The sequence below is a fragment of the Microbulbifer sp. ABF4_107 genome (assembly GCF_056312215.1).
This window is the reverse complement of the sequence record NZ_CM149983.1, coordinates 541,105-554,455: the sequence shown is the minus strand read 5'-3', so window position 1 is coordinate 554,455 and position 13,351 is coordinate 541,105. Positions and strand designations below refer to the sequence as shown.

The following is a 13,351-nucleotide window of genomic DNA, read 5'->3' as shown; positions in this document are numbered from 1 at the left end:
CTCCGTTATTGTGACCACCGCGTCATGCGATCAAGGCAGGTGGATTCTTGCCCTCAAGCATAGTCAACGCAGCGATCTACCGTGCGAAGACGCCGATCCCGGGTACAACCTTGCGAGACCTTCACCGCCATGGATGGCGGTGCAGAGCCCCCATGGACGGGTCTACGGCGTGTCTCGCAAGGTTGTACCCGGGAGCGGAGGCGCCACAGGATCTAATACTAGTGACTATGTTAGCGACCGCTCAGGGTATATAATCCGGCCTCCAAATTTTCCGATCACACATTAGTCAGGACCAGCAATGAGCTTCGACAAGGTTTCTCCAGGCAAAGACCTGCCCAACGATATCAACGTAATCATCGAGATCCCGGCCAACCACGATCCGATCAAATACGAAGTCGACAAGGACGCAGACGCGGTATTCGTAGACCGTTTCGTAGCTACCCCCATGTTCTACCCGGCCAACTACGGCTACGTACCCCAGACCCTGTCTGAAGACGGTGACCCCCTGGACGTGCTGGTTGTCGCGCCTTACCCGGTAATGGTTGGCTCCGTAATCCGCTCCCGCGTGATCGGCGTGCTGAACATGACCGACGAATCCGGTGTAGACGCCAAACTGCTGGCGGTACCGCACACCAAGCTGACCAAGCTGTACGACCACGTTAATGAAATCGGCGACCTGCCGGAGCTGCTGATCAAGCAGATCGAGCACTACTTCGAAAACTACAAAGCCCTGGAAGCAGGCAAGTGGGTGAAGGTAAACGGCTGGGCCGACGCTGACGCGGCGCGCAAGGAAGTAATGGCTTCCCGCGAGCGCTACCTGAAAGAAGAGGGCTAAGTCGCGCGCTTGCAAAGCATCGCTTTGCGCGCGGTTTAGCGACCCGCCAGGGATGGCGGGGCCGGGGCCAGATCGAACACACCTGGGCCTCGCCATGGATGGCAATCGAGTACTTTTTGCCCGCACTGTTCACCTGTTGGGTAATTTTCTCGAACATAAGAAGCCGGCCTTGCGCCGGCTTTTTTGTGCCCGTTAAATAGCCGGGTCTATTTATTCGGAGCAGCTTTCATGCCAACCACCATCAATGGCCCCGACGGCAAGCCCCGTTGCGGCTGGTGCGCAGCCACCGACGACTTCTTCCCCTACCACGACAACGAGTGGGGGTTCCCGGTGGACGACGACCAGCGCCTGTTTGAGAAGATCTGCCTGGAAGGGTTTCAATCCGGGCTGAGCTGGCGAACCATCCTCGCCAAACGGGAAAATTTTCGCAAAGCGTTCAAGCAGTTCGACTTCAACAAGGTGGCGAAATATTCTGAGAAGGATGTAGAGCGGCTGCTGCAGGACGCGGGCATTGTGCGCCACCGGGGAAAGATAGAGGCGGTGATCAACAACGCTCAGCGCGCCCGCGAAATGGTGAAAGAGGAAGGTTCACTGGCGGCCTATTTCTGGAAGTTTGAGCCGGATGAATCAGTGAATATCGCGCCGCAAACCGCTTCCACTTCCGACGTCTCCAAGGCCATTTCCAAGGATCTGAAAAAGCGCGGCTGGAAATTCGTCGGCCCCACCACCGTTTACGCGTTTATGCAGGCAATGGGACTGATCAATGACCATGCGGAAGGCTGCGCGACCCGCAAGGCAGTGGACAAGGCCAGGAAAAACTTCAAGCGGCCATGAGCCCGATCATTCGGGCAGCTTGAATTTTGCCTTACCGGTAATATGGCTACCCAGCTGCCAGTTCGGCACCTGCACCTGAACCGGTGGAGGCGCCTGTTGTTCACTCGCCTCCACCAGATTCCCGCCGGCGGGCTTCAGGCTCAAATGGCTTACCGGCACCTTTACCGGGGCAATCTTGCTGCGCTCGTGATCCTTGAGAAGATACCCTTCCATTGGCGCGAGGGAGAGGCCACCTTCCGGCGCCGCCTCAGGCTCCGGGCTTGCTTGCCGCGCGGGCTCAGCTTGCGCTGCCGGGGACTCGACCGGTTGTGGCGCGGGGCTAGGCGCGGCGGGCTGCTCCGGTTCGCCTTCCGGCTTGACGGAGGACAGGGCGCCGTGACGGGCCAGGGTGGCCTGCAATTGCTCCGCCTGCGCCTGGCTCAGTCCCTTTTTGATCGCCAGCGGGCGACCGCTAAACAGCTTTTCCACGGTTTCCGGGCCAGCTTTGAACAGACGCGCGAAATTGGCTTTCACATCCGCCACCGTGTATCCCGGCTCAAGATCGCCGCGGAAAATAACGCTGTACGTCGATTCCGTCATTCCGTTACCTCAATTGTGGTCTCGATAGTGATGCCGTTGGTTACCGGCATTTTTATTTTATTCGCCCCAGAGGCGTAATTTGCAACAACTATTCAAACCAATTTAATCATCGGAATCCAGTGTCTGATCCATTGTGTAGGCCGGTGCCCCTTCACATTTCCCTCCCACGACCCGCGCCGGCACACCCGCTACGGTGGAATGGGCGGGAACATCTCGCAGTACCAGGCTGCCCGCGGCTATCTTTACACCCTCCCCGATCTGTACAGGCCCCAGCACCTTGGCACCCGCGCCAATCATGACGCCGCGACCAATTTTGGGGTGACGGTCGCCACCGCCACTGCCACTGCCGCCCAGGGTGACGGAGTGCAGGATGGAGACATCGTCTTCCACCACACAGGTTTCACCCACCACAAACCCGGTGGCATGATCGATCATGATGCCGCAGCCAAAGCGGGCCGCAGGGTGGATATCCACCGCGAACTGTTCAGATACCTGGCTCTGGAAGTACAGCGCCAGAGTGTGGCGCCCTTTTTTCCACAACCAGTGCGCAATGCGATGAGACTGCAGAGCGTGGAAGCCTTTGAAGTAGAGAAATGGCATCAGGTACTGATCGCAAGCGGGGTCGCGGTCGAACCAGGCACAGATATCCGCCTGCATGCACTGAGAAATAGTGGGGTCATCCGCGAGCGCCGCGGCGATGACTTCCTGCAGGGCAGTGGCAGTCAAGGCCGCGTGATCCAGCACCGACGCCAGCTGGTAAGCCAGAGCACGATCGATGCTGTTGTGGCGTAGCACCGTGTTGTGAAAATAGCTGGCCAGCACCGGTTCACCCGAAGCCGCCACAGCGGCCTCCGCACGCATCGCGGACCAGATATCGCGCTCTTTCAATGCGCGGTCATTCACATCGCTTAAAGAAATGGTGTTCACTCCTGTAGCAACACTCCGCCTACAGGCGGGTGATATTTTTTGGGTAAGCGGCATCCGGTATCGCAATAAAACGCGGATAGATTTTCGGCATCTGCGTACAAATGCACTCTGTCAGCGAAAGCTCCTGTGTTTTTTCACAGCTCAGAATCTGCTCTATCAGTACCCGCTCGCTCAGCAGGTCCTGAAACTCACGGGCGCGAGGCGCATAACTCAAGTGCCAGCGCTCCGGCGCCACACCACCGCGGTCCTCGTCATAGGGGCGAAATAGCCCGCGACTTTCACCAGCGGCGATGCGCTCATCCAGCCAGCGGTGAAACGGACCAAAGACACCGTCATCGGCAACCTCCTCCGGCGTCAGCTGTACCGGATAATCCTCCGGCACCGCAGCGGCATCAATCACATCGAAATCCGTCCCCCAGTGATGGCGCGAAGCACCGGGCAGAGCGGACCAGCGCAAGATGGCGAACAGAACGTCCTCAGGCGACATTTGTCCCAGATCCAGCGGGCAGCCGTCGCTGTCCAACACCGGCCGCAGCCCCGAAGCCTTGGCATTCCAAATGGTCCGCTGGCGCTCAAATCCTCGAAACCCGGAGACGACTTTGGGCTCGAAGCCGGCATCGCGCGCATCGCGACGCAACTGGTCGAACGCAGTGAGCGCCTCCGGATGCATCAGTTGACCGGACTCCGGCTCGAGGATGACGTGGGCATCGGTGAGCCCGAACAGCATGTCACGGATTAATGGGTGCATCAGATTCCCAACTTTGAAACGTCCCGATCCGGGCCCAATCGCCCACCGGGAGCGACGAAACAGAAACGGGCGACCTGCAAAAGTACGAAATGCAGACTAGGCTTTTGCTGCAGGCCTGACTAAATAGCACAATTGTACCCGACGATGCATTTCGACCAACGCCAATGTTTCGTCACTTTACTGCAATTGGTAACGCCCGTCAGGCACCGCACAAGGCGCTGTCCAATGGTCGCGAAGATGGCCATCGATCAAGAATAGTTGGCGGTTTGGCCTTTTATTTTTTTGTGCTATGTTGAGCGCCCGTTACAGTTGGGCCGGGTTGAGTGAGAGGTTCACCGGGCCACCTCAGGCAGGCGCAAAGGACTAGCGATTGCCACACTGTCAAAAAGTTCAGGGAAGAATTTTATGCACCCAAGTCAGTCAGAGTTGTTGAAACTGAAAAACCTGGGACTTGCCTCCGTAAACATCCTGCATTCCATCGGCATCCGCAATTTGGATGACCTGCATCGCGTCGGCCCGGCCGAGGCATTCGCCAGTATTCGCCGCCGCGGCATCAATGCCTCGCGGGTTCTTCTCTACGCGCTGCAGGGCGCAATACTCGACGTCCACTGGAACGATCTGGACCCGGACCTGAAAGCCAACCTAGTCAGTGAAGCCGAGCAACTGCTGTCGCGTAAGGACAGCGCCTGACCCCGGTATCTTCCCGTTCAAATTTGCCTTCTCCTGACTTGCAATTGGTCTGACACGACCCTATCTAAAGCGAAACCGGAAAGGCCCGCCGCGCGGTATCAATCGCCCTGTGGGACTGATGGTTCCACCTTATTATTATTCGGTTTCTGCTTACCCTTCGGAGAATGCACATGCTGCGTATAGGGCTATTCCTGCTTACCAACCTGGCGGTGATGGTGCTGGTCGGCATCATCTTCAACCTGCTGGGGATCCAGGGAATTCTCGACGCTAACGGCGTCAACCTGAACCTGCCCGGACTACTGCTGATGTGTGCCATTTTCGGCATTGGCGGCGCGTTTATTTCGCTGCTGCTGTCGAAGTTTATGGCGCGCAAGAGCATGCGAGTACAGATCATCGACCAGCCACAAACCGCGGACGAGCGCTGGCTGGTGGAAACCGTACGCGAGCTGTCCCAGAAAGCGGGTATCGGTATGCCTGACGTGGGTATATTTCCCATGCCCCAGGCCAATGCGTTTGCCACCGGCTGGAACCGCAACAGTGCCTTGGTGGCGGTGAGTGCCGGACTGCTGCAACGCTTCAATCGCGACGAAGCCCGCGCGGTGATCGGTCACGAAATCGGTCACGTCGCCAATGGCGACATGATTACCCTGACCTTGATCCAGGGAGTTGTGAACACCTTTGTGATGTTCTTCGCGCGCCTTGTAGGTTTCTTTGTGGACCGGGTATTGCTGCGCAACGAACAGGGGCTGGGCATCGGCTACTACATCACCTCTATCGTGATGGATATCGTTTTCGGGTTCTTTGCGATGATGGTGGTGGCCTGGTTCAGTCGCCGCCGCGAATATCGCGCGGATGCGGCTGGTGCGCACCTGGCGAGCCCCAATGCGATGATTGCGGCACTGGCGCGCATCAAGGCCGAGTCCGAGGCGGGCCGTGAGGAGCCGCTGCCGGCCAACATGAAGGCCTTCGGTATCTACGGCAACAGCATGGCCGCCCTGCTGGCCAGCCACCCGCCCCTTGAGGATCGGATCCTGGCGCTGCAAAATTCTGCTCGTTGACCGCAGCTTTTATTCCGCACCTTAAAGTAGTGCCCATCTCGGGCACTACTTTCGAACCGGCCCTGCGGCCAAATTAATAATTCACGCAGGAATCCGCCCACGCTATGACTGTGATCAATTTTTTCTCCCGTTTCGCCATTACCCTCGCTCTTACCTGCCTCGCTATCGGCGCCAGCGCCGATTCCCGCGTTCCCCAGTTCGCTACCGACGATGAAACCAACACCATGCAGGTGTTCAATTTTGCCAGTCCGTCGGTGGTGTTTGTCACCAATGAGACGCTGGTGCGCGACCGCTGGACCCTGCGCTTGCACTCGGTGCCCAAGGGTTCCGGCAGCGGGTTCATCTGGGACGACCAGGGGCATGTGGTGACCAATTTCCACGTGATCGAGAAGGCACGCAAGATCACTATTACCCTGCAGGATCGCAGTGAGTGGCCTGCGCAACTGGTGGGATCGGCGCCGGAGAAAGATCTGGCGGTATTGAAGATCAATGCGCCGCAGGAATTGCTGAAACCGCTGGTGGCGGGTGAATCTGCAGGCCTTGCCGTTGGCCGCAAGGTGCTGGCGATTGGCAATCCGTTTGGCCTGGATACAACGCTGACGACGGGGGTGGTGAGCGCGCTTGGGCGGGAGATTGAGGCGGCGGGGAACCGGACGATTCGCAATGTGATTCAGACGGATGCGGCGATCAATCCGGGGAATTCCGGGGGCCCGCTACTGGACAGTAGCGGGCGGCTGATTGGGGTGAATACGGCGATTTACAGCCCTAGCGGCGCGAGTGTCGGTATTGGTTTTGCGATTCCGGTGGATACGGTGAAGAAAATCGTGCCGGAGTTGATTGCCCACGGTCGTTTGGTGCGGCCGATTCTGGGGATTGAGTCGGCTCCGGACCAGTGGGCGAGCCGTTACGATTTTACCGGTGTGGCGGTGCTGCGCACGGCGCCGGGGATGCCGGCGGAGAAGGCGGGGCTGCGCGGGGTTTATCGTGGCAGCCGTGGTGGCTGGCAGCTGGGTGATGTGATTGTGGGGATCGATGGCCAGCCGGTGAACAATTACGACGATTTGATGAATTTGCTGGAGAACCGGCAGCCTGGGGATCGGGTGCGGGTGGATTATTTGCGGGACGGGGAGGCTTATCAGACTTCTCTTGTTCTTGCGGCTCCCTGATTGACTCCGCTTGCTACTCCGGTGGCGGCGCCGCTACCGGGTAAGGCCTTGTGAGACACGCCGTGCACCCATCCCTGGGGGCTCTGCAAAAACATCCATGTTTTTGAAGGTCTCACAAGGCCTTACCCGGCATCGCCGCCTTCGCCCCAACTCCTCAGGTAGTTTTCCCTGCCATCTTTTCGCTACACTGCGTGCTCAGTTATCACTTATTAAGCGTTAGTTTTCCCCATGCAAAAACATTTCCTCTGCGGCTACGAAGACCTCAACGAAGGCGATTCCAAAGGCTTTTCTCTGGGTGAGAAGAGCGCTGGGATGGACAATGTTTTTGCGGTGAAGAAAGACGGTGAGGTCTACGCATACAAGAATGTGTGCCCGCACCGGGGAATCAACCTGGAGTGGCAGCCGGATCAGTTTCTGGATTCGGAGAAGGCGTTGATCCAGTGTGCTTCCCACGGTGCGTTGTTTGAGATCAGCACCGGGGAATGCATTGCAGGGCCCTGTGCGGGGGATGCGCTGACGCCGGTACCGGTGGAGTACGCACAGGACGGGCTCTATGTGTTGTTGGCGGACTGATTAATCCGCTCAATTATTCGACGGACCGATAGGGTACTGGCTCGATAAGGCAGATTTCTTCTGCGTCGAGTTTGGCCCGGTAGGCGATGACTTCTACGCCTGCGGCGACGGCTTCTTTCAAGGCGGCGGCGTAAACGGGGTCTATTTCGGCGGCGGCTTCTACGGTTTCGATGGCGGTGTGCTGGACGCAGTAGAAGAGGACGGCGCGGGTGCCGGTCTGGGCGAGTTTCTGTAATTCGCGCAGGTGTTTGCTGCCGCGGGCGCTGACGGCGTCGGGGAAGAGTCCACGCGCACCTTCAGCGAGGGTGACGTTTTTTACTTCTACATAGCAGTCGCCCTGCTCACCGCTGAGCAGGAAGTCGATGCGGCTGTTTTCCTCTCCGTATTTCACTTCCCGGCGCAGGGTTTCGTACCCCTGCAACTCTTTCACCACGCCATTTCGAATGGCTTCTTCCACGAGGTGGTTGGCGCGCCCGGTGTTTACACCGGCGAGGGCGCTTTCGGGGGTGGTGGAGAGTTCGAGGGTGTGGCGGTATTTGCGTTTCGGGTTGCCGGAGTCGGAGTACCAGCAGGGGGTGTTTTCTGCCCAGCAGTTTTTCATGGAACCGGTGTTGGGACAGTGAATGGTTATAATTTCACCATTCGGTAATTCAATGTCGGCCAGAAAGCGTTTGTAGCGGCGCAGGAGTTTACCCTGGGCCAGTGGGGGGCTGAGTTTCACGGGGACTTCTCGCTTTTTGCTCAAAAAGTCATCACTTGTAGATGTGGACGACAACTTGGGGAAATTTTGGCCGCCAGAATACACCAACCGGGTCATCCATTGTGGGAGGATCATCGGTGGCAGGCCGGTACGGCAACATTTTGTGGCACTGTCGGGAGAGATTTGATAGTTTCCACGGCTTGGTCGCGATAGCGGCTTTAATACAGCCTGAGGTCCAGGCTTTCGCCTGCTAGGCTTGAATTTGGTTGTAGTGCCCCGATTAAGTAGGGCCCGATTTACGAGAGAGGCAATGACTATGCCCAATACTGCTGCGAAATCCGATTCTCTGCACGGCTTTGAGCCCTATCAGGAACAGAAGGGCGAGGAGTACATGAATGAGAAGCAGCAGGAGCATTTCCGCAAGCTGCTTCTGGCCTGGAAGGCCGAATTAATGGCAGAGGTGGATCGCACCGTAACTCATATGAAAGATGAAGCTGCGAACTTTCCGGACCCTGCGGATCGCGCCAGCCAGGAAGAAGAATTCAGCCTGGAACTGCGCACCCGCGACCGCGAGCGCAAGCTGATCAAAAAAATAGACTCCACCATCGAGCTGATCGATCAGGACGACTATGGCTTTTGCGAAGCCTGCGGCGTCGAAATCGGCATCCGCCGCCTGGAAGCCCGTCCCACCGCCACCCTGTGTGTGGACTGCAAAACCCTGGCGGAAATTAAAGAGAAACAGATCTCTGGGTGAATTCGCGCGCGTAGAGAGCACTGCTCGCTGCGCGAATTCACGACCGGCCAAGGATGGCCGGGCCGGGCCGGGCAGCGCACCATGGATGGTTTCTTGTGAACGAACCACCTACGCAGTGCCGCCCGATCGCTACGCGCCACACACCAAACAAATGACTTCCCACTGTTACACCGGACGCTTCGCGCCCTCCCCCACCGGTCCTCTGCATTTCGGCTCACTGGTTTGTGCCCTCGGCAGCCACCTCGACGCCATCGCCCATGGCGGACACTGGCTGATACGCATGGAAGACCTGGATCCCCCCGGGAAATGCCCGGCGCCGCGGCACGCATCCTGAAATCCCTGCACGCCCACGGCCTGCACAGCCACAGCCCGATTGTCTGGCAAAGCCAGCGCTATTCACTCTATCAACAGGCACTCGATCAACTGCGCGCTCAAGACCTGGTCTATCCCTGTTCCTGCACCCGCGAACAGGTACGCAAAGCCGGCGGTCACCGCCGCAGCGACTGCGTCGGCGAACAGGGCCCCCACGCCCTGCGCTTCCACTGCACCGGCGCCACCGAAAAATTTGTGGATATCTGGCAGGGCGAACAGACCGAGACCATTACCGAAGATCCCATCCTCAAACGCAAAGACGGCCTCTACGCCTACCAGCTCGCCGTCGTCGTCGACGATATCGAACAGGGTATCAATTGCGTGGTGCGCGGCGCCGATCTGCTGGATTGCACGGGTGTTCAACAGCAACTCTTCCGCGCCCTCGGCGCCGAACCACCCGAATACGGTCACCTGCCGCTGGTGATGAATGAGGGCGGTCAAAAACTCAGCAAGCAGAATCACGCTGCACCACTGGATGACGACAAGGCTTCGGAAAATCTTGTTCAGGCGCTGGGTTTTCTCGGGTTTCATCCGCCACCGGGACTCGAATCCGAAACGCCGGCGCGTGTGCTTTCGTGGGCCAATGCGCACTGGCATAGAAAAGCCGTTGATATTCGCAACCGATTGCTCAATTAGCAATCAATGGCTCAATGTGGTCAGGGATAAGGTGGCGATACCGGGTATGTCTTTGCAAGACCTTCACCGCCATGGATGGCGGTGCAGAGCCCCCAGGGACGGGTTCACGGCGTGTCTTGAAAAGACATACCCGGTAGCGGCGCCGCCACTACACCCAAAAGATTCACAAAAGTTGAACTCCACCCCAACCGCGCATTAACATTTTGCGCCAGTTTTCCCGAGATCGATCTGCCTCACCGCAGGACGCCCAAACAGGCCATCAATGAGCAACCGCACCCTGTTAATCCTGCTTGTACTGGTGGGCTACGTATTCAGCCCCACCGTATTCACCTGGATGATCAACCCCACCGGCGCCTGGTATCGCCCGTTTATCCTCTGGTTCGTCCTGATCCTGCTGGCGATATTTATACAGCGGAGGCGCAAACCCGATGACCTTTGAGATCGTCAATATTGCGCTGATCGGCGTCGCCTACATATTTGCGCTGTTCTTCGTCGCCTTCGCCACCTCCAAAGGCTGGCTGCCGACCAACTGGGTGCGTCACCCCTTTTTCTACGTACTCTCTCTGGGCGTCTCCCTCAGCGCCTGGACCTACTACGGCATCATCGACCTCGCCTGGCAGCACGGGTACGGCGTACTCGCATACTACCTCGGTACCGGCGCCATGTTCCTGTTCGCCCCCGTGGCTCTGGAGCCCCTGGCAAGGCTCGCCCAGCGCTACCAGCTCACCTCCCCCGCAGACCTTCTGGTATTCCGCTACCACAGCCGTGAGGCCGGAACCCTTGCCACCTTATTCATGTTGCTGGGCCTGCTTCCGCTGATCGCGCTGCAGATTCAGGCGGTAGCGGAAACTCTCGCTCTGCTTTCCCGGGACAATGTGGCGGCCATGGCGCTGCCGGATACCGGTGTTACCAGCAAAGACCTCATCGCCTTTTTCTACTGCGTGCTGCTCGCCGTTTTCACCAGTACTTACGGTGCCTCGCGCAAACGGCGCGCCGGACTCGCCAGTGCCATGGCACTGGAATCCGTGGTCAAACTGGTTGCGCTGCTCGCGGTGGGTCTCTACGCCGTATACGGCGTATTTGGTGGGCTGGGCGGGCTGGATAACTGGCTGGCAGATAACAGCGATATGCAGCAACTGCTGTACTCCCCCATCAAACAGGGCTCATCGCACACGCTGCTGCTGGTGTTTATTGCCACCGCAGTGGCCATGCCGCATATCTTCTACCTGAGCATTGCCGAGCGCCCCGCCACCCAGGGGCTGCGCACCGCCAGCTGGGGATTCCCCCTGTTTATGCTGCTGATGGCACTGCCGATATTCCCGATAATGTGGGCAGGCTTTGCGCTGGATGTGACAGAACCGGTGCAATACTTCACCCTGGCAGTGCCTCGCGCCAGCGGCTCTGCGACACTGACCATTCTCGCGTTTGTCGGCGGCCTGTCTGCCGCCACCGGTGCATTGATCATGATCACCCTGGCGCTGGCCACCATGGTGATGAACCACTGGCTGCTGCCCGGAACCCGCTGGCAGTCCGACGACAATATGTACCGCCAGTTGCTGTGGTTGCGCCGGGCGCTGGTGGCCGCGCTGTTCCTCGCCGGCTTCGCGTTCTATCTGCTGCTGAACAACCGCCTGTCCCTGTCCGACCTGGCGATCATCGCGTTTATCGCCTCACTGCAGTTCCTGCCGGGTATCTTCGCCGTGATCCACTGGCCCCAGGGCAACCGCCGCGGGTTTATCGGCGGCCTGCTGGCGGGGATGTTGATCTGGGCCGCGGGCCTGCTGTTCCCGGCCATGGTGGGCAACAGTGGCATTACCATCGGCAGTTATCGCATTCCGCTGGGTATGGAAATCTGGCCGCAGATCACCACCCTGTCGCTGTCCGCCAATATCCTGCTGTTTGTGTGCCTGTCGATTTTTACCCGCACCTCCAGCCTCGAACGCTATGCCGCCGACCTGTGCAGCGACGACTCCATCAGCCAGGCCCTGCGCCTGGAGCTCGACGTACAGACCGCCGCAGAATTCCGCCTGCGTCTCTCCGAGAGCCTCGGCGCCGCCACCGCCAGCCAGGAAGTGGGCCGCGCCCTGCGCCAGTTGAACCTGACCGAAGAAGAACGCCGCCCCTACGCCCTGCGGCAATTGCGCGATCGCCTGGAAGCCAACCTCTCCGGCCTGCTGGGTCGCGTGCTCGCCGGCCAGATCCTGGATCGCCACCTGCCGTTTGTCACCGGCGATCAACCGGCCAACAAAGACATCAACCTGATCGAGACCCGCCTCAGCCGCTACAAGAACCAGCTCACCGGCCTCGCCGCAGAGCTGAACAACCTGCGCCTGTACCACCGGCAGATGCTGGAAGAACTGCCCATGGCCGCCTGCTCCCTGGGCCGTGATGGGGAGATATTGCTGTGGAATTACGCCATGGCGGATCTCACCGGGATCACCGCCAGCGAAGTGATCGGTTCCAAGCCCGAGTACTTGCCGGAGCCCTGGCGCGCGTTGCTGACGGAGTTTGCGTTTTCCGAGGACGACAGCCGCTTCAAACAGCAGGTGGATATTGAGGGCACCAGCCACTGGCTGAACCTGCACAAGACACGCCTGAAACAGCGTGCGGGGAAATACGGCCGGGAAAACACGGCCCGCGGCAAAGACAATCGCGGCGACGGCCAGATGCTGCTGATGGAAGACATCACCGAGACCCAGGTACTGGAACAGGAGCTGATGCACAGTGAGCGCCTGGCCTCCGTCGGCCGCCTGGCCGCGGGCGTCGCCCACGAGGTCGGCAACCCGGTAACCGGCATTGCCTGCCTGGCGCAGAACCTCCAGTTTGAATCCGACAACCCGGAAGTGCTGGAAACCGCAGACCAGATCCTGAGCCAGACCCAGCGAATCAGCCGCATCGTGCACTCCCTGGTGAGTTTCTCCCACAGCGGCAATCAGGAAACCGAAAAGGCCCCGGTCGACATGCGCGCCTGTGTGGAGGAGGCGGTGCAACTGCTGTCCCTGCAGCGGGACAAGACCGAGGTCACCTTCGCCAATAATGTGCCCGCAGACCTGATCGGCCTGGGTGACAATCAGCGCCTGATCCAGGTATTTATCAACCTGTTGAGTAACGCCCGCGATGCCAGCCCGGACGGCGGGCACATTGAGGTCGAGGGTTACAGCCGCGCGGGGCTCGCCTGCGTCGCGGTCACCGACAACGGCCCGGGGATCTCCCCGGCCCACCGCGAGCGCATTCTCGAGCCCTTCTTCACCACCAAGGAACCGGGGGAAGGCACCGGCCTGGGGCTGGCCATGGTGTACAGCATTGTGGAAGAGCACGGCGGACAACTGGAACTGGTGAGCCCCGCCCATGCAGATACCGGCCGCGGCGCGCGGTTTATCGTGCAGATTCCGCTTCTGGAAGGGTGAATGGTGAGTCTTGAATAGCCAGAAAAAGACCGCTTATGACCAAAAGGTTACCAGCAGACAGAGATTTTAGAA

At 59.1% G+C, this 13,351-nt stretch carries 15 protein-coding genes; 11 read left to right on the top strand and 4 right to left on the bottom strand.

What is annotated here, in order from left to right:
- The first annotated feature begins 298 nt into the window (after positions 1 to 298).
- Positions 299 to 835, top strand: a complete 537-nt coding sequence (gene ppa / locus ACYX4K_RS02160; RefSeq protein WP_476178755.1) for an inorganic diphosphatase — start codon at positions 299 to 301, stop codon at positions 833 to 835.
- Between the two features lie 228 nt (positions 836 to 1,063).
- Entirely contained in the window at positions 1,064 to 1,669 is a 606-nt protein-coding gene (locus ACYX4K_RS02155) for a DNA-3-methyladenine glycosylase I (protein ID WP_475093741.1), read from the top strand.
- 6 nt (positions 1,670 to 1,675) lie between these two features.
- Here the strand turns inward: ACYX4K_RS02155 and ACYX4K_RS02150 are convergent, their stop codons facing one another.
- From ACYX4K_RS02150 to ACYX4K_RS02140, 3 genes are all read right to left on the bottom strand, one after another.
- Positions 1,676 to 2,248 (bottom strand): hypothetical protein, encoded by a 573-nt coding sequence (locus tag ACYX4K_RS02150; protein ID WP_475093742.1) that lies wholly within the window; start codon positions 2,246 to 2,248, stop codon positions 1,676 to 1,678.
- A 102-nt stretch (positions 2,249 to 2,350) separates the two neighbouring features.
- Entirely contained in the window at positions 2,351 to 3,175 is an 825-nt protein-coding gene (gene cysE, locus ACYX4K_RS02145) for a serine O-acetyltransferase (protein ID WP_475093743.1), read from the bottom strand.
- A 19-nt stretch (positions 3,176 to 3,194) separates the two neighbouring features.
- Positions 3,195 to 3,923, bottom strand: a complete 729-nt coding sequence (locus ACYX4K_RS02140; RefSeq protein ID WP_475093744.1) for a M15 family metallopeptidase — start codon at positions 3,921 to 3,923, stop codon at positions 3,195 to 3,197.
- 405 nt (positions 3,924 to 4,328) lie between these two features.
- Between ACYX4K_RS02140 and ACYX4K_RS02135 the strand changes: the two genes are divergently transcribed.
- From ACYX4K_RS02135 to ACYX4K_RS02120, 4 genes are all read left to right on the top strand, one after another.
- Positions 4,329 to 4,613, top strand: a complete 285-nt coding sequence (locus ACYX4K_RS02135) for a TfoX/Sxy family protein (protein ID WP_475093745.1) — start codon at positions 4,329 to 4,331, stop codon at positions 4,611 to 4,613.
- A 170-nt stretch (positions 4,614 to 4,783) separates the two neighbouring features.
- Positions 4,784 to 5,671, top strand: coding sequence for a protease HtpX (gene htpX, locus ACYX4K_RS02130; protein ID WP_475093746.1), 888 nt, complete (start codon positions 4,784 to 4,786; stop codon positions 5,669 to 5,671).
- Positions 5,672 to 5,775: 104 nt separating this feature from the next.
- Complete coding sequence (locus tag ACYX4K_RS02125; RefSeq protein ID WP_475093747.1) at positions 5,776 to 6,837, top strand: S1C family serine protease; 1,062 nt, start codon at positions 5,776 to 5,778, stop codon at positions 6,835 to 6,837.
- Positions 6,838 to 7,065: 228 nt separating this feature from the next.
- Positions 7,066 to 7,410 carry a Rieske (2Fe-2S) protein gene (locus ACYX4K_RS02120; protein ID WP_043317498.1) on the top strand — a complete coding sequence of 115 codons (345 nt, stop codon included), beginning with the start codon at positions 7,066 to 7,068 and terminating at the stop codon, positions 7,408 to 7,410.
- Between the two features lie 13 nt (positions 7,411 to 7,423).
- On the opposite strand, the gene sfsA is transcribed toward ACYX4K_RS02120, so the two are convergent.
- Entirely contained in the window at positions 7,424 to 8,131 is a 708-nt protein-coding gene (sfsA, locus tag ACYX4K_RS02115) for a DNA/RNA nuclease SfsA (protein WP_475093748.1), read from the bottom strand.
- Between the two features lie 295 nt (positions 8,132 to 8,426).
- On the opposite strand from sfsA, the gene dksA reads away from it, so the two are divergent.
- The 5 genes from dksA to ACYX4K_RS02090 all read left to right on the top strand — a co-directional run bounded on the left by dksA (position 8,427) and on the right by ACYX4K_RS02090 (position 13,279).
- The gene (gene dksA / locus ACYX4K_RS02110; RefSeq protein WP_043317502.1) at positions 8,427 to 8,864 is read left to right on the top strand and encodes an RNA polymerase-binding protein DksA; all 438 of its coding nucleotides are present in this window, start codon (positions 8,427 to 8,429) and stop codon (positions 8,862 to 8,864) included.
- A gap of 151 nt (positions 8,865 to 9,015) precedes the next feature.
- Positions 9,016 to 9,198, top strand: coding sequence for a glutamate--tRNA ligase family protein (locus ACYX4K_RS02105; protein WP_475093750.1), 183 nt, complete (start codon positions 9,016 to 9,018; stop codon positions 9,196 to 9,198).
- A complete protein-coding gene (locus tag ACYX4K_RS02100; protein WP_475093751.1) occupies positions 9,171 to 9,872 on the top strand; it encodes a glutamate--tRNA ligase family protein in 702 nt (233 codons plus the stop codon). Before ACYX4K_RS02105 ends, ACYX4K_RS02100 begins: the two co-directional genes overlap by 28 nt.
- A gap of 262 nt (positions 9,873 to 10,134) precedes the next feature.
- Entirely contained in the window at positions 10,135 to 10,311 is a 177-nt protein-coding gene (locus tag ACYX4K_RS02095; protein ID WP_197023780.1) for a hypothetical protein, read from the top strand.
- Positions 10,301 to 13,279: an ATP-binding protein gene (locus tag ACYX4K_RS02090; protein WP_475093752.1), complete on the top strand. Its 2,979-nt coding sequence runs from the start codon at positions 10,301 to 10,303 to the stop codon at positions 13,277 to 13,279. Before ACYX4K_RS02095 ends, ACYX4K_RS02090 begins: the two co-directional genes overlap by 11 nt.
- The last annotated feature ends 72 nt before the right edge of the window (positions 13,280 to 13,351 follow it).